Below are 21,819 nucleotides of genomic sequence, written 5' to 3'. Positions count from 1 at the left end.
TTCAATAGAAGGCTCACTACTGAAACATAAGTATGAGTGTTCCTAAACCAAATACCCTAGAATCAATGAACTTGGCAGTTATGTGAGGTGAAATTATGAATCTCATCTTGCCAGCTGTAATTAACTCCGAGCTTCAGCGAGAAATTAATCCTATGTATCAAAACTTTCTTGCTGGCCAACCATCATACTTGGAGAAGGAAACTTCAAGCTTTAAAAAATATGGCCTAAGGTTATTAAGCTTATCTCAACTAGCTTAACTGTCCCTTTTTCGTCCTCAATTTGAACTGATTGCATCAATAACTCAATAATTACTTTAAGTTTTTGATAAAATACTCTTTTGTAATACTTCCTAATCTCAAACTTTACCCCTCAAACAGATTTGATTTCACTGAACAAAAAAAGTCCGGCAAAGGCCGGACTTTTAATCTTTTTTAATTTCTAATTAATAACCAGGATTCTGATCGATTGGAGCTGAAATATTGGTGTTTAATTCATCTAATGGAATTGGCCACACGAACAAATGGCTAGAATACTCAAGTGAGTGATCCATCGGAATAGTTCCACCCTGATAGAAGCTGATTTTTGTAATTGATCTGGAAGTAGCTTTAAGTGGGATACCAGACATCAAACCTTCTCCAGACAATCTGTGAATATCTGACCATCTTCTACCTTCGGCAAGAAACTCAATTCTTCTCTCATTGAATATTGCATCAAGTAAACCATCTCCTAAACCTTCCACTGTATATGCAGGGACAGAAGCAGGTAAAGCGCGGCTTCTAACAGAATTCAATAAAGTAACTGCTTCTGTCGTTTTGCCAGTTCTAGCATTAGCTTCAGCTGCATTAAGTACTACCTCAGCAAATCTCAAAATTATGTTAGGATCTGTGTAAGTAGTAGCGTCTTGATACTTATCTGTGAAAATACCTGTTGCACTGCTTGTTGTCAATAACGTACGACGAGTATCTTCTGGACTCCAGAAATCAGATCTCCAGATAATCGGGCTTATTTTCACTAAACCTCTAGCTCCTCGATCAGGGTTTCCATACATAGATGGAAGGGCACCGTTTACGCCAGGATTAGCTTCTGCAGAATTTACAAAAGAGAAGATATTATCAGAACTAGTACCTCCTCTGAAAGGAGTAGCCGGATTAGCTGTAACAGCATATTTAGAAGTTAATTTGTTGTATTCAGCCAATACTCCTGGCCAATCTTTCATATGCAATTTGATTCTGGATTTAAGAGCAATCGCAGCACCTTTGTTGGCTCTGAAAGGACCACCTTCTGGCAGAAAGCCTTCTGCAGCATCAAGATCTTGAAGAAGTTGTGCGTAATCGTCTGCTACCGTTCCTCTAGGTACAGCTTCTCCAGCAGGAACTTTAGTAACGTCATCGATACCAAAAATTCTGTAAGGAATTCCTGGAGATGATGGATTGTCAGAATAAGGTCTTGCAAAGTGAATAAGCAATTCATGGTGAGCTAAAGCTCTCAAGAACAACATTTCACCCTTGTAGGCAGAACCATCTTCAGACGATAATACACCATTTTCAACAGCAATATCTAAGTTCTCCAAAATGATGTTCAGCCTGTTAATCATTCGATAAAGAGAGATCCACATACCCACATTGTTTGCAGAACTAGGGCTGTATGAGTTATTATAAGTGATTTCGTAGAAAGCCTGATCGTTGTACATATCCTCTCCTCTCATGTCACCTTGCTCCACATTAGCAGCTCCGAAAGGATAACCACGTTGAACAGCGCCAGCGTAAAATCCTCTTTGTGCGGATTCATATACCCCTAAGATCGCTGACTCAATTCTAGCTCCTGTAGTAAATGCCTCAGAATCTGGAATTAGGTTAGCAGGAACCAATTCAGTCACATCACAAGCACTAGTAAAGCCTAAAAGGGCCGCACCAACCAATGCTAATTTTATATTTTTTATTGCGAATTTTTTCATGATAATTTTTCGGTTGGAGTGATTAGAAACCTACGTTTATGCCGAGTGTATAGGTACGGATGATCGGAGCGACATTCCAATCTACACCGAAGCTTAGCTGACCAGAGTAAGAGTTTGCTTCTGGATCCAAGCCTGAATAGCCAGTAAATGTGAATGGATTCTGAACCTGTCCAAATATTCTCACATTTGTAATCGCTCCATTAAATGTGGACTGCAATGCAGAAGTAGGGACAGTGTATCCAAGAACGATATTCTGAATTTTCACATAATCACCTTTCTCTACGAATCTAGAATTAGACACAGAGTTTTGCCACATGTTTTGATCCTGACCTGAGTAAAGCTTAGGAATGTCTGTTACTTGACCGCTTTCTGTCCATCTGTTTAGAATGCTTGCTTGGTTATTAGAGAATCCTTGGCCTAGCAAACCTCTAAGAGATTCGTTCATAATGTAGTTTCCACCAGAGAATCTAGTAAAAATCTCAGCATCGAAGTTTCCGAATTTGAAATTGTTAGACCAGCCTCCTTGCCACTTAGGAAGTGTATTTCCCAAATATTCTTGAGTAGGTCCAGAAGCTGCGGTAGATACATTTGAAGGATCAGCTGGATTGTATTGTTTAAAGCCAAGTGCACCTGGTACCAAGTTGTATTGTACGATGTTTTCGCCAGAATAATACATTGGGTTACCATTTGCAGGGTTAACACCTGCCCACATTACTCCATAGAGCTGGGCTACTGGATTTCCAACTTCAGTCTTATTATAAGTACCTGTTAGCGGGCTAATCAAGTTAGTAACCTCATTTTTGATAAATGTGATGTTGAAATCGGTATCCCAAGTGAATTTACCTCTATTGATTACATTAGAGAATACTCTCAATTCAAAACCTGAGTTCTCCATCTGACCTACGTTCTGGTTGATGCTGTTACCAGGAACACCCAAAGAAGGTGCTGTCGGTGCAGCTAGAATCATTCCGTCAATGTTGTTTTTGAAGTAATCTGCGGAGAATGTTACTCTCCCAATAGTCATATCCAAACCGAAGTTTAGTTTTTTGGAAGTTTCCCACTGAAGGTCAGCGTTAGCAATTCTATTGTAGCCGATGCCTGCACCTGCACCACCTAGAACTGGGCTATAACCTCCATAAGCAGCAAATGAATCTATCCCCGTATTTCCTACTTCAGCATAAGAAGCTCTCAATTTTAAATCAGAGATCAGGTCAGAATTAAAGAAGGCCTCATCAGAAAGTCTCCATCCCACAGAACCTCCAAAGAATGTTCCTCTTTGATTTTCTACTGCCAAATCAGAGATTCCGTCGTTTCTAACAGTGAAGGAAGCCAAATACTTACCCTTGTAAGAATAGTTGAATCTACCGAAGTAAGAATCATATCCTCTTTCAGTGTAGCTACCACCTGAAAATTGGTTATTGTAAGAACCTGTAATCAAGTTATTTCTTCTGAAATAATCATCTGAGATATCAGTACCCTGTCCACTAAAACCATAATATTTAGCAAACTGATATTCCAAACCAGCAGTTACGTTTAGGTTATGGTCATCAGCAAATACGGTCTGATAGTTCAACGTATTTTGCCAGTTCCACTGGAAAGCTGGGTTAGTAGCCATATAGACGCTACCATTTGAGCTTCTACCGTCACCATGTCTAGCATCAAGAGACTGGAAATCATCTGCCATTGTCAAATCAACACCAATTTGTGTTCTAGCAGTCAAGCCATTGATAATATCTACTTCACCGTAGGCGTTTCCTATCATACGGTGCGATACGGCTTCTATAGATGTTGTTTTGAATTACAAAACCAATGTTTGGAATGTTGTTATCTGGTCCAGCAGCGTTAGCTCCAAATCCAGTCGTTGCACCGTTCGCAGTAACATTAAATCCATCAAATGCTGTATTCTCTGCATCATAGATTGGTACGTTTGGCAAAGCACGGGTAGCATTGTAGATCGCTCCTGAAAGTGAATTTGAACCATTATTTAGGCCAAAAATCTCAGTATATGAATAGGACATAGATGTTCCCACTCGTACCGCTTTAGAGATATTATGATCAATATTGCCTCTGAAAGAATACCTGCTTAATTCATTTGGTCTTACCGGAGATTCCTGATCAGTAAATCCTAATGAGAAGAAGTACTTTGTAGCTTCAGATCCACCACTAATCGATAGGTTGTGCTGCTGAGTAAATCCTTTTCTGAAAACAAGATCTTGCCAATCTGTATTCACGCCTGGCGCAGCAAGTTCAGATTGACCTGCATTTGTTCTTTTTTCATTGGCAATAGTAACCCATTCATCACCAGTAAGAAGGTCAAATGTATCTACAGCCTCATTGAAGCCCATAGTAGTGCTGTAATTCACCTTAGCTTTCCCAGTTGCTCCTCTTTTGGTTGTGATCAAGATAACACCATTTGCAGCTCTAGAACCATAGATTGCAGATGCTGAACCATCTTTCAATACTTCAAATGAAGCAATGTCAGAAGGGTTGATATTTGCCATAGGGTTTGAAGCGTTAACAGCAGATCTGTCAGAATTAACCATAGGAACTCCATCAATAACGAACAGCGGGCTTGCACTTGAAGTAAGTGAGTTCACGCCACGAATTCGGATGATTGGAGCAGAACCCAAAATACCGCTTGGAGTAGTTACTTGCACACCTGGTGCTCTACCCGCAAGCTGAGTCTCAAAGGAAGGAGACACCAAATTCTCAATCGCTGAAGCATCAATTGATGCTACTGAACCTGTGATTTCTCTTCTTTCTTGTGTTCCGTATCCCACTACAACCACTTCGTTGAGGGTTTTTACATCCACATCCAAAACTACATTTATAACGGAATTGGATCCAATTGGCATCTCTTTAGACAGGTAGCCAACAAAACTAAATACAAGGGTGGTCGCGTCAGCTGGAGCTTGGATTGAATAACTTCCGTCCAAATCTGTGATCGCCCCTACAGTAGTGCCTTTCACTATGACACTTGCACCTGGTATGCCTTCAGGCTCTTCAGCCGAAGTGACTCTACCAGTTATTGACTTGCTTTGGGCTAAGACTGACACCAAAGTCAGAATCGCGAAAGCAAAGGTTAATAAAACTTTCTTCATAGATTAATCATTTACGTGGAGTGGTATTTGACGCGAATATTAAACCTAAAGTTGGTTTTTCAATGACCCACAACTTCCACTATATCAACCCGATAAAATACTTTATTTCGGAATTTTGTTAAAAAATGAAAAACTGAATTTAAAAACACCCAATCTTTACGTTGCTCAGATTTTTATTTCTCATTTTTCAATTTTAGCTTCTAAAAAATCTGAATTATTCTAAAAAAAATCTGAATTCGATCCCGTGTAACCTAAATAGTTAAAACTGGTCGTATGCACTAAAAATCTTTTTGGGCAAATTATCCAAACAAAATTCTTTTAATCAATTAGTTTAATGAAAAAACCTCCATATTAATCCGAGACTATAAAACTTAAGAAAAAATTGAAAAGAATAAAATTCTGTAAATTGCTAATAATGCAAAATATAGTACGATTTAAAGAGTCTGAAAAAAAATTCAGTTTTTATCCCTTTTTCTACAAATTATGTAGCAAAAATCATGAATCAACCAATTTTTATAGCTTTTTATACAATTTCCACACCCTATCTACTCTTTTTAAAAGCATAATGTTAGAAACTTCGATTTTATGCATTAACCCCATTTCAGACACGAAGTGAAGAATATTCTGAAACTTATCTTTTTTAATATCCTTAAATGCTACCGTCATATGAGGGTGATAATTCCGATCACTCAGCTCATCCACTAGGTTTAATTCCCTTTTACAAAAGTTTTTTAAGTCACTTTGAAAATCATATAAGTCCTGTTCAGCATGGACATCAAGATAGATTACACGCTCGCCAAATGTTTTCACTCCTTTTATTATGAGGTGCATTGGCTCATAGTTGGCCATAAAACTTCCCAGTCTCCCAATAAGTTGCTCCTCTTTGGCCTCATTATAAGTAAATGGCATTTTAACGGTAATATGAGGAGGCGATTTCAATGCATATTTAGCCTGAAAACGGTGCTTTATCTCCAATTTTAGGTTTGTTACTTGCTCTTCAAACTCACCATCAGGTACGATGGCCAAAAAATATTTTTGCATTATCTTCATCAGGCAAATTTACCTCGAAAAGGAATTCAGCAAGTAAAAACATAAAAACTATTCGATAAACTGGATCAAAGCTTTAAATTAAGGGGAATAAACACCAAACAACTATGAAGTATTTTTATAAGGCTATGATTGGTCTTGATCTGACTGAGATGGATGACATCCTGATCAAAAAAACGATAGTTTACCTAAATTTCTTAGGAATAGATAAATGCTATTTTGTGCATGTAGCCAAAAATCTGGCAGTTCCTGACGAAATTCTTAAAAACCATCCTGAGTTACTTGCTCCAGGCGATGAGTCTATTGAGGCCTTGATAAAGTCGAAACTAGCCGAGTTTGATTTTCCAGAGACGATGGATATTGAGGTTTTTGCGGAAGAAGGAGCCCACCAGCTAGAAACCCTACTAAGGTGGGCTAAAATCAAAGATGTTGATTTGATCATCATGGGTAGAAAAGAAGAGTTGCAAGGATCAGGCTCTCTTGCCAAAGGCATTGCAAAAAAAGCACCTTGCTCAGTCTTATTATTACAAGAAAGAAGGAAGCCAGGATTGCCAAAGAAAATAATGATCCCTTCCGATTTCTCTGATCATACGGACTTGATCTATGATTTTGGAGAGAGGATTTCCGAAGAATTAGGGGCGGAATTAATTCCAGTCCACCTATATGAAGTACCTCACGGATATTCTAAAACCGGCAAATCCTTTGAGGAGTTTGCAGAAATCATGAAAGAGAATGCTCGTGAAGACTTTAGACGATTCATTCAAAAGCATAACCATAAAGAATTAGAATGCCAATTCGTATTGAACAACGGTGAGGGACAGGGCAAAGCCCTACTGGAAGAAGCCGAAAAACTCGGTGCAGACATGATATTACTTGGATCTAGAGGAAAAACTAAATCAGCAGCAATTCTTCTTGGTAGTGTGGCCGAAAAATTAGTTATGGTAAATAACGTTTTACCAATGCTGATCTTTAAGAAAAAGGGGGAAACAATGGGCTTCTTTGAAGCTTTATTTAAAGTCTAATCTGCTTTACTTAGAAAGAAACATACCTGATCACCTTTGCCCTCCTTATTATAACGGAGGGCTTTTTTTTCTAAACTCTCTATTTCCTTTTGGGAAAAAACATCATGTGCAGATTTCTTATGAAGTGAAATGCCTCTTTCATATAATTCTGTCCCCCAGAATTGAAAGGCAGTAGAATCAAACAGCACTTCATCCAAGTTAAATCCTATGCTCTTAGAAACAATTTCAAATCCAGAAATGGATGGAATAATCAAATGTCTAGGCGCATCTAATTGCACCCAAAACTCCCGCTTTTCCTTCCATATTGCAGCATCGGCCACAGGAGTTCTGATCAAAAGCCTTCCACCTGGATTGAGTTTATCATAACATGCTTGCAGAGCTTCCATTGGGTTTTCCATATGCTCAAAAGCATGATGTAGCATTATTAGATCAAACGTATTTTCACTTTCTTCAATTCCCTTTTTCCAAAGATGGAGACTTGGATTGACTGTGAGATTTTGCTTCATAAAAGGATCAAACCCGTGCAAATCGGTATATCCTGAAGCAAACAATTCGTAAAGCAATTGGCCATTGCCGCATCCGACGTCAGCAATTTTTGAATGAAATGTTGGCGCTAGCTTTTTTAACCAATAACCATATTCCTTAGGCTCAAAGGCTTTTGACTTTGTGGTTAGCAATAAACTCATACGAACCTGCTTAAATATCCTTCTGGCTAAGCCGGATTGTACTAAGGGTAGAAATGAATAATATCCGGATTGGGAGTAATAGTCGCCAAGATTTGGTGGGACCTCGTCAAGTTGAATAGACCTACAATCAGTGCATTCCGAATAGGAAAAGGATCCGCCCATTCCAAACATTCTCTCTGTAGCCTCAAAAGATATAAGGCTTAAACTTCCACAAAACTTACAGGCTTTATACAAATCAATAGCTATTAGGACAAATAAAAATTAGCTCGTGCTAGGATCGATTTACAATTCTATGTTCGATAAAGTTTTTTGAATTTTTGGAAAGTAGTGGGGCCAAAACCAAGCTTATTATCAATTAAGAGCTGCAGCAATTCATTTAGATACGAAATGAGATTCATTTCAATCTCGAAATTAAGCAAAGAATCCCCAAGGCTGATTACTTTTGTGATTATTTGTTAGCTGAAACGCCTCTAGGGCAACGCATGAGTTTTATTTCGAATATCTTTTCACCTTCCGACAATCCCAATTCTTTGGGAGCTAAATTTAGAAACCAAAGACAAAAAGATTTTGAAGATTTATTCTTTCAGAATTTTTCTAAAAACGATCCGATTCGAGTTCTTGATGTGGGTGGTGCTTCCTATTTCTGGGATACCAGCAGGTCTTCCCTCCTTGCCTAATATTGAAATCACACTTCTAAATCTAGGAAAGGAAAATACTACACATCCTAAAATAAAATCTGTAGTTGGCGATGCAACGAGTATGCCTGAGTTCGAAGACAATAGTTTTGATTTGGTCTTTTCAAACTCTGTAATTGAGCACTTGTATACTTGGGAAAATCAGCAAAAAATGGCCAATGAGATACTCCGTGTGGGTAAAAAGCATTTTATCCAAACTCCAAACCGGACATTTCCAATTGAGGCGCATTACGCAATTCCCTTTGCCCAATACCTTCCTCATAATCTACTATACTTTTTCCTCACTAAAACAAAAGTGAGTAGGCTACAGAAATGGGATCCTAAACATGCACAGCAATATCTAGATGAAATCCGATTACTTGATCAAAAAGAAATGCAGCAACTTTTCCCTGATTCTAAATTGTATCTGGAAAAATTCATGGGCATGATCAAATCAATCAGTGCCCACAGCCTAGGTTAATCGGCGAATTGTAAACGAACCAAGTTGGCATAAAAACCATCTTCTCTAGTAAGCAAATCAACGTGATTACCCTGCTCAACTATTTCGCCGTCGCTAAGTACATATATCCTATCCACCTTGCGGATTGTCGCTAGCCTATGCGCGATGATAATGGTGGTTCTTCCTTTCATCAACTCATCCAACGCTTCCTGAACCAGGTGCTCTGATTCCGCATCCAAAGAAGAGGTCGCTTCATCCAATATCAAAATAGATGGGTTTTTTAATATAGCTCTGGCGATAGCGACACGTTGCCTTTGACCGCCAGAAAGCTTTATCCCTCGCTCACCGACTAAGGTATCTAAACCCTCGGGGAATTGTGAAATAAACTGCCAAGCATTAGCTTGCTTTGAAGCCATAATAATTTCCTCTTCCGATGCACCAGGCTTAGCATATTCGATATTCTCACGAATTGATCCACCAAAGAGCAACACTTCCTGTGGTACCATGCCCACATGTGATCTAAGATCTTGCAAATCCCACTCACTCAGTTGTCGATCATCAACTTTAATTGATCCTTTCTGCACGTCATAGAAGCGCATCAGCAATTGAATGATGGTAGATTTACCCGCCCCTGAATGTCCTGCTAAAGCAACTTTCTCTCCTGGATTCACATAAAAAGTCAGGTCTTTTAGAACTTCCATTTCAGGACGTGTTGGGTAATGGAACCCAACGTGATCAAAAGAAATTTTGCCTTGGAAATTAGCGGCTTTTTGCCCGGTAATTGGTTCCGGCTCTTCGTCTAATATTTCCAAAACTCGCTCAGATGATCCTATGGCTTTCTGAACCTGCCCATAAATATCTCCTAATCCCGCTATGGATCCGCCGATAAATGTAGTGTACAAAACAAAGGAAACTAATTCCCCTACACTCATTTCACCTGAGCTGACTAAGCTGGCACCATACCACATCACCGCCACGATTCCTCCAAACAAGGCAAAAATGATAAAGGAAATAAATGCTCCACGGTACTTGGCAGCCCGCAAAGCAACACCTACTACTCTATTCAAACCAGTGCCATAGCGAGCTGACTCGAACGCTTCGCCTACAAAAGATTTAACAGTACTGATAGACTGTAGCGTTTCCTCTACAATCACATTTGCCGAGGCCAGTTCGTCCTGCGTACTTTTGGAAAGTCTTCGAATAAATTTCCCAAAAACCATCGCTATTACCACCAAAACTGGGAAGGTCGCGAGCATAAATAAGGTTAATTTGGGTGTATTGACCATCAAGAAGATTACACCTGCAATAAGTGTAACTACCTGACGAAAAAGCTCCGCAAGTGTAACAGAGAATGTATCCTGAAGCATACTGACATCAGATGTAATACGGCTGATTAGCTCCCCAGTCCTGCGCTTATCAAAAAAAGTCATAGGAAGTCGCACCATTCTAGAGTACAGGGCTAGCCGGATATCCCGCATCGATTTCTCCGAGACCAAGGCAAAAAGCCAAACTCTGAAAAAAGAGAAAATACTCTGAACTGCCAAGATCGCGACTAAGATCAGGGCAATAGAATTTATATCATTTACTATCCAGTCTGAGCCTTGCGCGGTATCGATAAGCTTGCCAGCTACAAAAGGGAAGGTGAGTAGCGTAAGTGAGGAAAACACAAGGAAAACCAATCCAAGAAAGAAGGTTCCTTTATACGGCATTAAAAACTGAAAAATGCCTCCCAGTTTACTTAAATTCTGCTTATTCAACTTTCTCTTTTCACCCTCTTCCAAAGCAGTTCCTCTTTTCTTAGCCATCCGTTAATTTTGGTATTGAGGGCACAAACTTAAGGCTTTTTTGCAAGGATTTCCTCAGTAAAAGCGAAAGCTTTGACAATCAACTTAGACTAATAAATCAATCCAATATGGGTCTCGCGAATACCAGAAAGGTAAAACCTTCCAAAGTATTCCTAGACTACCTAGAACCTTCCTGAATACTTTTGAAATGATATTAGTATAAATGGCCGCCGCTGTGGAATGAGGCAACTATCTGCCCAATTGCGCATCAACCAATTCCCGCTTAAGTTTACGCTCACGTTCAAGCATATTCTTTCGGTGGTTTTCAAATTCTTCTTGGACTTCGGCCAAATCCTTCTGCGCCTTTTTGATTTTTTTGAAGCTAGTGAAATATTGAAAAGAAAAAATAGCAAGTGCGCCTGCAAGTACTGCCACCAGAATCCACATCATAGATGAGTAAACCCCTTTGTGGATTCCGATACCAAGGAATGAAAAATTATCTTTTTCGGCAATCGCAGCTAACTTCTCAGTTTCGGCTGTTGCCAGTATTGTATTTAGATTATTGATTGAATCCTTTTCATTGGCAATCAATAGTTTTAGATCACCGACCTCAGTTCTCATCGTACTCATGGAATCAAGAATATTGGCTTTCAGCTGATCCAAATTTGATCGCTTTACAACTTTATATTCTTGGAAATTATTCGACACACTGTAGATATAATCAAATTGACTATCAATCGTGCCTGACTCAAGAGAACCGCTATCCTCGGAAGCCTCTTGGGCAAAGATGAGTGATGGATGAGTAATAAAGAAAATTATGATAAGGAATAGGAGTAGTATTCTTTTCATTGGGGAATTAATTTACAAACTAGAGTGAATGACTTCAGCAACCAATAAACATGCCTTACAGGGGATATACAAGGCCATTTTTTAACTGGACTATACCTACCCACAAATAAATCAATCTATTTGGCTTATTATCAATTATTTAAAATAATAATATATACATCCGCTTTTCTTCCAGTATGCTGACAAAAGTAATGTGACATAGGTTAAACTTAAGAATTGAGGCCACTTCAGCCTGTCCCGCCAATGCGGGAGTCTTCGGTCATCGGTCTTCCGACCAGATAAGCAAAGAATCTAAGGCAACTGGCATCATTGCGGATAATCACAAAAATTAATATTGTGGCCAGAATTTCTGATAAGTTTTGTGCGATAAATTAGGATACCTAATTCATGAAAACTGCTTATTTACAAAAGTTAAATCTCCTTGACCGTATTAACCTGCGATGCTATCCAAGCTGGCCGTGAGGAAGCCAAAAAAGTGATTCCAACCATCGCAATACTAATCCAGAAAAAGTCGCTCCAAATCATTTTGACAGGATAAGCATCGACAACCGCCGATGAAATACCAAGAGATACTAAACCAAATGTCTTTTGGAGAAAGCATACTAAATAACCAAGTATAAGACCAATTGCTGCACCACTAAAAGCAATCATAGCACCCTGCTTTAGGAAAATTCTTCTGATTAATTTCTCTGGTGCTCCCATGGCCTTCAGCACAGCTATATCCTTCTTTTTTTCTATTGCTAACATGCTGAGTGAAAAGAAAATATTAAAAGAGGCTATCGCAAGAATAAAAGTAAGTGTAAGAAACACAAATAACTTTTCCATCTGGACGGTCCGGATCAATCCTGCATGCTGTTCGTCTGCGTTTTTCACCAGAAAATTTTCCCCTAAATGTGCTTTTAGTGTTTTGTGGACTTCTGCGATAGAATATCCTTCGGCTACTTTCACTTCAAGTGACGTCCTTTTATCACCATATTTCAACAACTTCTTTACAAAAGACAGGGGCGCTATCACATATTCGTCATCAAATTGCCGATCAATGCTAAAATAGGCTACCGGGTCTAGGACTGCGGTTTCATAAAACTGAGTGGGATCGATAGTGGCCGCACTTCTAGGTGCTTTTGGATAATAGATTTTTAAAGGCACATTGACATTCTCAAGATTGACCGAAAGGAAAAAGCCCACACCTCTTCCCAGAATTGCTGCAGGATTATGTTCAGTGCCTAGCGTAGTGTCACCCCAAAAATAACCATTGGCGAATCTTCCCTGCTCGAGAAAATTCTCTGAAACACCCTTGATTCTACCTACCATTTGGTTGCCGTTGTAGTCTAACAGTACATTGTCTTCAATGACCTCAGTTAGAATTGCTATCCCTTCTAGGTTTTTGATACTATCCAGCCACTCTTCGTTGGTCATAAAGCTTTTACCAACAGCTGCCTCTATTTTCAACTCCGCATCGAAGCTGGCAAAGATACCGCGAATCAAATCTTCCAAGCCATTGAATACAGACATGACAATCACCAGCGCCATCGTGCCCACTGCGACTCCTATCATAGAAATCCTGGACAAAATAGTGATGAAGTTTCGCTTCTTTTTACTGCGAAAATATCTGGTGGCTATGAAAAAGCTGAGATTCAACGATAGCTGGATTAATCCTCTTCCTCTTGATCTTCTTCTTCAGGCGGCGCTGGTGGAATAGCTAGGTTAGAAATCACCTTGTCCATATGCTGAGCATAGGCAGCCGAATCATCAGGGAAGAATGCGATTTCAGGAATTACTCGAACTGATTTTCCGATTCTCTTGGCTAATTGATGTCTAATTTCCTTTTTGTGCTCATTGATCAACTTGTAAGTCGCTTCTGGATCAGCCAATAAAAAGCTTAGGTAAACTTTTGCCAATCCCAAATCAGGGCTCATCATTACACGAGTAATCGTCACCATAGCACGTCCGACTAGGTGTTTTGATTCTTTTTGAAATATATCTCCAAGCTCTTTTTGGATAAGCTTGGCATATTTTTGTTGTCTTTTACTTTCCATATGAAGTATTTGTGGTACAAATTTAGCGAAATAGTTGGGCAAGCTTTAATTTCGGGCAAAACCAACCAAACACTCTTCTCCAATTTACCTTGTTCAGCTTTTTCAAATTAAATGATCCCTTCAGGCTAATCGGCATAGGAATATACGTTCTACTGCTGACATTAGCCTATTTGATGCTAAATCCTTTTCCTATTACCAACCCACAATTGATGTGGATGCTTCTCGGAGAGCGCCTGGAGCAAGGTTATTTTTTATATCAGGATATTATAGACGACAATGGTCCTCTATCTGCGGGTTTCTTCACTTTAATGGACTTGCTGTTTGGTCGCAGCCTCCTTGCTTATGAAGTGGTGGGAAGGCTTTTGATTTCTTTCCAGATTCTGTATTGGAATTCCATGTTGATCAAATTTAAGGCCTTTGACATCAATACCTATCTTCCAGCTATTATTATGGCTGCGCTCTTCCATTTTTCATTTGATATGTTGAGCTTAAGCCCGGCGTTACTTGGCAGCACCTTTTTAATACTTGCTCTTGGACAGCTTTTCTCACAAACTGTGCTGCAAAAAGATACTAGTGAAGCCACTCTTTTACTTGGTATTTATGCTGGATTGGCCACAGGATTCCAACCTAATTATATCCTATTTCTGCCTTATATGATATTCACTGGAATTGCGATCAGTAGCTTTTCCTTCCGGCAGTTGATGCTTTCTTTAGTCGGATATTTTCTGCCAATATTGTTGATCACAGTATTTTACTTTTGGAACGATGGCTTGGAAGAAGCTATACAAATCTGGCCACTCACTTTTCTATCAGAAAAATATGAATATCAATCTCTAATTGACTGGCTAATTCTAGGAATATTTCCTCTTTCATTAGCAGTGGTAGGTTATTTTATAGCTACAGTCATGCGAGGATCTACTATCAATCAACAAAAGCAAAGTCAGCTTATACTAATCTGGTTGGTCTTTTCAGCCGCTGAATACTTTATTATCAAAAAACAGGCTGCTTATCAATTGGTGATTTTAATCCCAGGCCTTACTTATTTGATTAATCAGTTCTTCCTGAATATCAAAAAAGAAATAATTGCGAAAATTGCCTTTTACCTATTAGTAGTAGGGCTTCCAGTGGCTGGAATATGGTATTGGCAACAAAAAATCACGGATTCAGAATATTTTGTAGGACAAAATGAATCTAATTATTCTGGTGATATCCTGATAATGGGAGACAATCTCGCTCCATACCTTAACACCAGAATTGGCGGGCCATTTTTAAATTATCGGCTAAGTAAACTGTATCTGGATCAAGATCGGGATTTAAGAGAAAAGGCAAGACTTTTTCAAATGCTTCAAAAGCAGCTGCCATCCAAAGTCATAGATCCTAATGGCGATTTCGAAACACTACTCAAGCAATTTCCGGCTTTGGAAAGTCAGTACAAAAAAACCTCTGTCGGTGTTTTCACTTTGATAAAGTAAGGTTCCCCTTGTTTTAGGCACTACACCTTAAGGGCAACTTATGTTTTAATGGTTTGATTACCAGGTAAATAAATCGTATTTTAGGCCTAGTCAACCCTTTTTTACGCCTTTAATACTTTTTTATGGAATCTATCAACCAATTGTTGGAAGCATGTTCATTGCCAGAAAAAACGCAGTTGCTAGAATTTGCTAAAATCAAAAACCCTCCTGGTTCAAAGAAACTGATGCTCATGAAACTCTTTGTAAACCAACCTGGGCTTAGCGATACAGAGTACTCTCAGAAAATCTATAAAAAGCCAGAAGGTTCAGCATATTTTCAACTCAAAAAAAGAGTGAAAGATGAGTTTGAAGAACTATTATTAATACTTAAGCCAAGCTGTATCAAGCGGGAAAATCAGCTTCACATTGAATGTTCCGAATTACTTTTGAAAAGCGAGCTAATTCTTGCTAGAGGCATACGAAATGAGGGTTCTAAATTACTAGAACGTGGCCTGAAAATGGCCATTAAAAATGGCTTTCATGATTTGGTCCTAACGATTTACAGTACAGCTTCCCGCTTTGGAATTTGCGAGGTTTTGAACAACAATGACTTGCCAGAACTCGAGATTGCGATTAAAAGTCACTTACAGTTATTAATCAAGGAAAACTATAAAAAACCTACAGATCAAAAGGAGTCAAAAAACGAGCATTTAAAGACGATGATTCGTCAACTTAACTATAGCCGCAAATCCTGGGTTATATTGGACGATATTAACCGAGCCATACAACATAAAGATTATGAAAAAGCCTTGACTCAGGTCAATGAAGCAGAATTGGATTTAAATCAGAATACAGAGTCTCGAACAAAAGATGAATTAGTATTAACCAAGACCTCTATACTTCTTGCTAAGCGGGAATATACCGAAGTATTGGAGGAGTGCATATACTCGGTAAACCCAATTAAATTCTCCATTGAAAATAAACTTCGGTTTTCACTAAATCATTGGTATGCCTTATTCCATTTAAATAGAATCGAGGAAGCACATCAAATTCTTCGAAAAAATCTGATGAAATTGGATTCCTCACAAGATAAAATATGGAGTTATCTAGAAGCCTACATTTATTTCAAACAAGGCAATTTTAAAACTGCATTGAAGGAGATTCATTCATGCCAAAAATATCTGAAGAGTAATTCTGAATACTATTTAGGCTCAAAAATGTTGGAGATTATGATCCTTTTTGAACAAAATGATGAAGACTGGCTAGAATATAAAATTGAAAACTTCAGAAAATTAATTTCAAGGTATAAATGCAAGACCTTAAAACGAATTCACCTCTCGTTCCAAATTTTTTCAAAAATGCAAAAATCACTTTTTAATGCGGGCTTGCAGGATTACGTCTATGATCCAGTTCTCTTTAAACTTCAAAATGAAAATGAAGGCTTAGAGTGGAGACCCAGCTCTTCTGAGCTAATTAGATATGATGGTTGGATCACTGCAAAAACGAAAAACCAAATTTTCTAGTCACTACAGCTCCCAAACGAATTATTCTCCTGAAAGCTTCATCACTTTCTGAATTATTGAGAATGATAAATGTCAATAGTTAAACACATATTTTAACTATTCAAATGATTTTCAGCGAATTGTAATTTTTTAATTCTTAATTATTGCATAATTCCGCCATATTATTTCCTGTCTATTGCAAGCTAAGTTCAATACCTTGACAAAGGTTTTTAACTGGTTTTTTTAAACATTTTTTATACAGACATGATCCATTCCACTTTGGAATTTTTAACCGCAGAACTCAATGCCTTTATCAAGCTAAAGGTAGGTGACACGATGGGGAATAGAATTTATCTCTCCAGTGTCACCAATGAATCTGGGCTCGCCATACCCGATCAAAGCCTTGGCCTTTCACTTATAAATATAGAAGAAGAGCGCACGATCAAAGAACAGCGAAGCACCTATATCAATGCTGTCGGAAAGACCGAAAAGAGAAATCCAGAGATACAACTGAATCTATATGTGTTGATCACTGCAAACTTCCAGAACAAAAAGTTAAATGATTCCTCAGATGACTATGTGGAAGGACTCAAGCAATTGGGATACGCCATTGCTTTCTTCCAATCCAAAAATGTATTCACGAAAGAAAACAGTCCTGGCTTGGCAAACTTCGATCCTGAACTTTCAAAAATTGTCGTTGAGCTATACAGTTATTCTTTTGAGCAACTCTATAACTTCTGGACAGTGGTGGGCGCAAAATACCTACCCTCTGTTTTATATAAGGTTAAGACCCTGAAAATTCAGGAAAACGCTATTCAGGAAAGCGGAGATCCAATTGAAAAAATACATCTCAATACTCTTCATAAATCATGAGCATAATCTACACCCGCCTCGGCGAAGTAGCGCTTCGCCATGACTTTTACCGCGACGGCTTGGCCAAAGACCTGATTCTTATGCCTTCAGCTGAAACCGCGCATTTGATGAAAAACGGCAAAATCCTATTCAGAAAAACACCTGGAGGTATTGTATTACTTTATCGTGCAGAAGATGATGAAACTACTCCTCTTACGCCATTAGCTTTACCCCAGTCATTTTTCTTCTTTTTCAAGCCTGAGAATGCTGCCGCATTTTTTCAGGTAACTGACTTGGATAATGGTTCTGAAGAATTTCAAGCCGGCAAAATTCCTTTTTTTCAAAATATTCCGGCAAACGCCTCAACGGCGAGTGAAAATCCAGAGGAATTGTCTTATCAATTATTAGATGGGCTTAGGCCAAAAGCTTTCTCCATGCAGCTCACACTAGATCCGATACCAGGTTCAGTTCTGATCAAGGTCAGAAATGCTGCAGGAGAAGTAGTATCAGCCGGAAAAGATTCTGTGGGAAATCCATTGCCTGATGGATATGAAATCAATCCTGATGAAAATGGCCTTTTTAGAATTCTTTTTGATCTCAAAGGAAAAAAAGAAGGTGTTTACACATTCACACTTAGAAATTCCGGAGATACGGATGACTTGTGGTCCAAGAAGTATTGGCTTGGTGAATCCGCCTCGGCTCAGCCATTTGGCTTGATTGAATTACGATACCAAGCTGCTCCTAATCATCTCTATGGAGCAATGGAATACTATCAAGTTTCCTTTTCAAGAAAAGAAAGTCGCTGGACTTATTTCGTAGTGAATGGCAACAATAAGATAGATCTAGTTGCTACGCAGCTGCAAATTCAGGATCAAGGAAATGTAGGCAGCGTCCCCTATGGCTCCTACGCATTTGACCAGATTGGAGCTAGTCCAAACGCTGACATTAAAATAAATAATCTGGAAACAGTGGTTTTCCGCTCGCAGAGTAAGATTCCATACTTCGAGATTCCAAAACTCAATTTTCAGCTTAGAAGAACTCCCGGAAATCAGATTCTAATCCCAAACCTCCCAAATCCATCCCGATCCGCTCCGACTAAGCAAAGTGGTGGAGAGGCAAACTCAGAAATATATGTATTCATCTAGCAAACAATCCGAATATGGCAGACTTTAAAACCCCCGGGGTTTATGTTCAGGAAATATCAACCCTTCCCGCCTCTATTGCTCCAGTCGCGACAGCGATCCCAGCATTTGTAGGCTATACCGCTACTCGCGAAAAAAATGGTGAGACTTTACCGGCAAATCAGCCAGTTCGAGTCAGTTCTTATTTGGAATACAGGGAGATTTTCGGTGAATCCTATCCTGAAGACTATGGAGTGGTCTTGACTGAAGCATCGGACGGATCAACAGTGGTAGAAATCACGGATCCAACAAATTTTTCGCCTTATCGCATGACTTATCAGGTCTTCATGTATTTCAACAATGGTGGTGGCCCATGTTACATTGTACCTGTTGGCGGATTCGTAGCCGGACCTAATCCAGCTCCAGCATCTATCGACCCAGGCGAATTGATAGCAGGGATTAATGCGCTGGAAGAAGAAGACGAGCCAACACTTTTGGTGGTACCAGAGGCTGTGATTCTGAGCCCAACAGATCGAAAAACTATCTATGACACATTAATAGCGCAATGTTCCAAACTCCAAGACAGGTTTGCCCTGATGGATGCACTAAACTACGATGGACAAAGTGTTCAAGAAGATGGAGACTCTTTCCGAGATGAAGTAGGAAGCAGCGATTTGAAATATGCAGCAGCTTATTATCCATCGCTGAAAACCTCACTTTATAAATATTATTCCGAATCCAAATTGACCATTACTGATAATAGAGGGGGAGCAGGATTAGGACCATTTCACAATAAAATGCTTACTACTGTTGGTAACGGTGATGCTTTTGCAACTGCAACAATACGCATAAATAATACTGCAAATATCGATGGTGATATTATTACTATCGGAAGCACAGCATATACAGCTGGTATCACTTTTACTCCAGGCGCCACTGATATCAATACCGCGGATGCCTTGCTAAGTGCAATCAATGCAACTGCAGACCCACTTTTTACTGCTTCCCGAACCCCTTCTACTTCCACACTCACGCTCGTGGCAACCACACCAGGAATTGCTGGAGCACCTATCGCCCTGACCTATGATGACAATGGCGATGGAGGGGCTGTCATTTCAGGTTCAGGCACTTTCTCTTGGCAAGCACCTGATAAGACTCTTTATAATTCTATAGTAGCAAAGCTTCAATCCAAAAAAATGGAGCTCTATCCATCTGCATCGATGGCAGGTATCTGTGCTCGAGTTGATCGGCAGCGTGGAGTTTGGAAAGCTCCGGCAAATGTGGATGTGAGAGGAGTAATCAAACCAGTAGTCTCTATCAGTGCGGAGGATCAGGGTTTACTCAACGTAGATCCCACTTCAGGAAAATCTATTAACGCGATACGCTTTTTCCAAGGAAAAGGAAACTTGGTTTGGGGAGCTAGAACACTCGCAGGAAATGACAATGAGTGGCGCTACATCCCTGTCCGCAGACTTTACATTTTTGTAGAAGAGTCGGTCAAAAAGGCAACAGAGTTTGTGGTATTTGAACCAAACGATGCCAATACATGGCTCCGGGTAAAAACCATGATCGAAAACTTTCTGAGCAATCTTTGGCGAGATGGAGCTTTGGCTGGTGCCAAGGCTGAGGAGGCATTTTTTGTGCGGGTAGGTTTAGGGCAAACTATGACCCCCTTAGATATTTTGGAGGGAAGGCTTATAGTAGAAATCGGTATGGCGGCAGTGAGACCGGCAGAATTTATCATCCTGAAATTCTCTCATAAACTTCAGGAATCTTAATCCATTTCATTTAAAAAAATTTAGCCATGTCAATTCAATCAACGCCAGGCGTATATATCGAAGAAATCGCCACTTTACCAGCATCGGTAGCTTCTGTGGAAACAGCAGTCCCCGCATTTATAGGTCATACAGATCGAGCTGAAAAAAACGGTGAGGACGTTCGGGGAGTCCCAACACGAATCACCAACATGCTTGAATTCGAAGGGATTTTTGGTAAAGGAAATCCAGAAACTTTTACGATTTCGGTGGTAGACAGCTACGACGCTGCTAAAGGTTCAGGAGAGAAATTAGCAACCAGAAAAATCACTGCTACCCCTCCTGCCACACCAAGCCCTTACAAGCTCTATTACAGCATGCAGATCTATTTTTCCAACGGTGGTGGGCCATGTTACATCGTGTCAGTCAATGATTATGACAATCTACCTGTCAAAGGGGATTCTGCTACTCCTGCGAGTATTCTGGGAGGTCTTGAAGCTATCAAAGCAATCGACGAACCAACCTTGCTCGTCTTTCCTGATCAAATTCCCACAGATCTTACTGGGTCTGATTATAAAGATATTTACGATGCTGCACTTGCCCAATGCGACTCTTTGAAGGACAGGTTTGTAATAATAGATGTCAAAATAGTTACTGCTGACCCTTTTGCTGATGCAGAAAATTTCAGAAATAATGGAATAGGAATGAGCAATCTAAAGTATGGAGCGGCATACTATCCCAACTTGAGTACTTCTTTGAATTACGCTTACTCTCTAGCAGATCAAACGATCACGCATACCAGCAATTATCCTTCTGGAGGAACTCTTACAGAAGCAGGAGCTTCTGATACGCTAAGCTTAGAAGCTCTTGAAACAAGCGAACCAAGTATTTATAGGGGAATTCTAGCAGAGATCAAAAAACAATACATCACTTTACCTCCATCAGGAGCAGTTGCGGGCATCTATGCAAGAGTAGATCGTCAGCGTGGTGTATGGAAAGCTCCGGCAAATGTGGATGTAAGAACAGTAATCGGTCCATCGCGCAAAGTTTCCCATGATCAGCAAGCAAATCTCAATGTAGATGCTACTTCAGGAAAATCCATCAATGCCATCCGTAATTTCACTGGTAAAGGAACGCTAGTTTGGGGCGCAAGGACATTGGCTGGAAACGATTACGAATGGAGGTATGTACCCGTGCGAAGACTCTACATTTTTGTGGAAGAATCAGTGAAAAAAGCGACTGAATTCGTGGTCTTTGAGCCAAATGACGCCAATACTTGGCTGCGCAGCAAAACCATGATCGAAAACTTCCTTTCTAAACTTTGGCGGGATGGAGCATTGGCAGGAGCCAAACCCGAAGAGGCATTTTTTGTAAGAGTGGGACTGGGTCAGACGATGTCTGCCCAGGATATTCTCGAAGGGCGACTCATTATCGAAATCGGAATGGCAGCAGTAAGACCTGCCGAATTTATTATCCTGAAATTCTCTCATAAGCTTCAGGAATCCTAACCTAACATTTCATTGAAA

At 39.6% G+C, this 21,819-nt stretch carries 17 protein-coding genes; 8 read left to right on the top strand and 9 right to left on the bottom strand.

The window, feature by feature from the left end:
* Positions 1-442 precede the first annotated feature (442 nt).
* From AC0L6R_RS02790 to AC0L6R_RS02775, 4 genes are all read right to left on the bottom strand, one after another.
* Positions 443-1,954, bottom strand: a complete 1,512-nt coding sequence (locus AC0L6R_RS02790) for a RagB/SusD family nutrient uptake outer membrane protein (protein ID WP_473269831.1) — start codon at positions 1,952-1,954, stop codon at positions 443-445.
* 22 nt (positions 1,955-1,976) lie between these two features.
* On the bottom strand, positions 1,977-3,716 hold the full coding sequence (locus tag AC0L6R_RS02785) for a SusC/RagA family TonB-linked outer membrane protein (RefSeq protein WP_473269830.1): 1,740 nt from the start codon (positions 3,714-3,716) through the stop codon (positions 1,977-1,979).
* On the bottom strand, positions 3,694-5,055 hold the full coding sequence (locus tag AC0L6R_RS02780) for a SusC/RagA family TonB-linked outer membrane protein (protein WP_473269829.1): 1,362 nt from the start codon (positions 5,053-5,055) through the stop codon (positions 3,694-3,696). Before AC0L6R_RS02780 ends, AC0L6R_RS02785 begins: the two co-directional genes overlap by 23 nt.
* A 513-nt stretch (positions 5,056-5,568) precedes the next feature.
* Entirely contained in the window at positions 5,569-6,096 is a 528-nt protein-coding gene (locus AC0L6R_RS02775; RefSeq protein ID WP_473269828.1) for a 2'-5' RNA ligase family protein, read from the bottom strand.
* 113 nt (positions 6,097-6,209) lie between these two features.
* On the opposite strand from AC0L6R_RS02775, the gene AC0L6R_RS02770 reads away from it, so the two are divergent.
* The gene (locus AC0L6R_RS02770) at positions 6,210-7,124 is read left to right on the top strand and encodes a universal stress protein (protein ID WP_283413566.1); all 915 of its coding nucleotides are present in this window, start codon (positions 6,210-6,212) and stop codon (positions 7,122-7,124) included.
* On the opposite strand, the gene AC0L6R_RS02765 is transcribed toward AC0L6R_RS02770, so the two are convergent.
* On the bottom strand, positions 7,121-7,810 hold the full coding sequence (locus AC0L6R_RS02765; protein WP_283413565.1) for a class I SAM-dependent methyltransferase: 690 nt from the start codon (positions 7,808-7,810) through the stop codon (positions 7,121-7,123). The genes AC0L6R_RS02770 and AC0L6R_RS02765 overlap by 4 nt on opposite strands.
* A gap of 567 nt (positions 7,811-8,377) precedes the next feature.
* On the opposite strand from AC0L6R_RS02765, the gene AC0L6R_RS02760 reads away from it, so the two are divergent.
* Positions 8,378-8,965, top strand: coding sequence for a class I SAM-dependent methyltransferase (locus tag AC0L6R_RS02760; protein ID WP_473269827.1), 588 nt, complete (start codon positions 8,378-8,380; stop codon positions 8,963-8,965).
* Here AC0L6R_RS02760 and AC0L6R_RS02755 read toward each other — a convergent pair.
* The 4 genes from AC0L6R_RS02755 to rbfA all read right to left on the bottom strand — a co-directional run bounded on the left by AC0L6R_RS02755 (position 8,962) and on the right by rbfA (position 13,613).
* Entirely contained in the window at positions 8,962-10,749 is a 1,788-nt protein-coding gene (locus AC0L6R_RS02755; RefSeq protein ID WP_473269826.1) for an ABC transporter ATP-binding protein, read from the bottom strand. The two genes, AC0L6R_RS02760 and AC0L6R_RS02755, sit on opposite strands and share 4 nt — an antisense overlap.
* A gap of 228 nt (positions 10,750-10,977) precedes the next feature.
* Positions 10,978-11,577, bottom strand: coding sequence for a hypothetical protein (locus AC0L6R_RS02750; RefSeq protein ID WP_473269825.1), 600 nt, complete (start codon positions 11,575-11,577; stop codon positions 10,978-10,980).
* A 411-nt stretch (positions 11,578-11,988) separates the two neighbouring features.
* Entirely contained in the window at positions 11,989-13,215 is a 1,227-nt protein-coding gene (locus AC0L6R_RS02745; RefSeq protein ID WP_473269824.1) for an FtsX-like permease family protein, read from the bottom strand.
* Positions 13,216-13,226: 11 nt separating this feature from the next.
* Positions 13,227-13,613: a 30S ribosome-binding factor RbfA gene (gene rbfA, locus AC0L6R_RS02740; RefSeq protein WP_283413560.1), complete on the bottom strand. Its 387-nt coding sequence runs from the start codon at positions 13,611-13,613 to the stop codon at positions 13,227-13,229.
* A 173-nt stretch (positions 13,614-13,786) separates the two neighbouring features.
* On the opposite strand from rbfA, the gene AC0L6R_RS02735 reads away from it, so the two are divergent.
* The 6 genes from AC0L6R_RS02735 to AC0L6R_RS02710 all read left to right on the top strand — a co-directional run bounded on the left by AC0L6R_RS02735 (position 13,787) and on the right by AC0L6R_RS02710 (position 21,801).
* Positions 13,787-15,085, top strand: a complete 1,299-nt coding sequence (locus AC0L6R_RS02735; RefSeq protein WP_473269823.1) for a hypothetical protein — start codon at positions 13,787-13,789, stop codon at positions 15,083-15,085.
* Positions 15,086-15,207: 122 nt separating this feature from the next.
* Positions 15,208-16,587 carry a tetratricopeptide repeat protein gene (locus AC0L6R_RS02730; RefSeq protein WP_473269822.1) on the top strand — a complete coding sequence of 460 codons (1,380 nt, stop codon included), beginning with the start codon at positions 15,208-15,210 and terminating at the stop codon, positions 16,585-16,587.
* A 243-nt stretch (positions 16,588-16,830) separates the two neighbouring features.
* Complete coding sequence (locus AC0L6R_RS02725) at positions 16,831-17,439, top strand: Pvc16 family protein (protein ID WP_473269821.1); 609 nt, start codon at positions 16,831-16,833, stop codon at positions 17,437-17,439.
* The gene (locus tag AC0L6R_RS02720) at positions 17,436-18,563 is read left to right on the top strand and encodes a hypothetical protein (protein WP_473269820.1); all 1,128 of its coding nucleotides are present in this window, start codon (positions 17,436-17,438) and stop codon (positions 18,561-18,563) included. Before AC0L6R_RS02725 ends, AC0L6R_RS02720 begins: the two co-directional genes overlap by 4 nt.
* A 14-nt stretch (positions 18,564-18,577) precedes the next feature.
* Positions 18,578-20,317 carry a phage tail sheath family protein gene (locus tag AC0L6R_RS02715; RefSeq protein WP_473269819.1) on the top strand — a complete coding sequence of 580 codons (1,740 nt, stop codon included), beginning with the start codon at positions 18,578-18,580 and terminating at the stop codon, positions 20,315-20,317.
* 26 nt (positions 20,318-20,343) lie between these two features.
* Positions 20,344-21,801, top strand: coding sequence for a phage tail sheath family protein (locus AC0L6R_RS02710; protein WP_473269818.1), 1,458 nt, complete (start codon positions 20,344-20,346; stop codon positions 21,799-21,801).
* The last annotated feature ends 18 nt before the right edge of the window (positions 21,802-21,819 follow it).

This window comes from Algoriphagus sp. 10J20-15 (assembly GCF_055809615.1).
The sequence above is the reverse complement of the archived record's forward strand: the minus strand, read 5'-3'. Positions and strand labels throughout refer to the sequence as shown.

What these genes read in the sequence shown, in the direction of transcription:
- AC0L6R_RS02790 (WP_473269831.1), bottom strand. Translation starts at nt 1,954, where the DNA reads ATGAAAAAATTCGCAATAAAAAATATAAAATTAGCATTGGTTGGTGCG.
- AC0L6R_RS02785 (WP_473269830.1), bottom strand. Translation starts at nt 3,716, where the DNA reads ATGATAGGAAACGCCTACGGTGAAGTAGATATTATCAATGGCTTGACT.
- AC0L6R_RS02780 (WP_473269829.1), bottom strand. Translation starts at nt 5,055, where the DNA reads ATGAAGAAAGTTTTATTAACCTTTGCTTTCGCGATTCTGACTTTGGTG.
- AC0L6R_RS02775 (WP_473269828.1), bottom strand. Translation starts at nt 6,096, where the DNA reads ATGCAAAAATATTTTTTGGCCATCGTACCTGATGGTGAGTTTGAAGAG.
- AC0L6R_RS02770 (WP_283413566.1), top strand. Translation starts at nt 6,210, where the DNA reads ATGAAGTATTTTTATAAGGCTATGATTGGTCTTGATCTGACTGAGATG.
- AC0L6R_RS02765 (WP_283413565.1), bottom strand. Translation starts at nt 7,810, where the DNA reads ATGAGTTTATTGCTAACCACAAAGTCAAAAGCCTTTGAGCCTAAGGAA.
- AC0L6R_RS02755 (WP_473269826.1), bottom strand. Translation starts at nt 10,749, where the DNA reads ATGGCTAAGAAAAGAGGAACTGCTTTGGAAGAGGGTGAAAAGAGAAAG.
- AC0L6R_RS02750 (WP_473269825.1), bottom strand. Translation starts at nt 11,577, where the DNA reads ATGAAAAGAATACTACTCCTATTCCTTATCATAATTTTCTTTATTACT.
- rbfA (WP_283413560.1), bottom strand. Translation starts at nt 13,613, where the DNA reads ATGGAAAGTAAAAGACAACAAAAATATGCCAAGCTTATCCAAAAAGAG.
- AC0L6R_RS02735 (WP_473269823.1), top strand. Translation starts at nt 13,787, where the DNA reads ATGCTAAATCCTTTTCCTATTACCAACCCACAATTGATGTGGATGCTT.
- AC0L6R_RS02730 (WP_473269822.1), top strand. Translation starts at nt 15,208, where the DNA reads ATGGAATCTATCAACCAATTGTTGGAAGCATGTTCATTGCCAGAAAAA.
- AC0L6R_RS02725 (WP_473269821.1), top strand. Translation starts at nt 16,831, where the DNA reads ATGATCCATTCCACTTTGGAATTTTTAACCGCAGAACTCAATGCCTTT.
- AC0L6R_RS02720 (WP_473269820.1), top strand. Translation starts at nt 17,436, where the DNA reads ATGAGCATAATCTACACCCGCCTCGGCGAAGTAGCGCTTCGCCATGAC.
- AC0L6R_RS02715 (WP_473269819.1), top strand. Translation starts at nt 18,578, where the DNA reads ATGGCAGACTTTAAAACCCCCGGGGTTTATGTTCAGGAAATATCAACC.
- AC0L6R_RS02710 (WP_473269818.1), top strand. Translation starts at nt 20,344, where the DNA reads ATGTCAATTCAATCAACGCCAGGCGTATATATCGAAGAAATCGCCACT.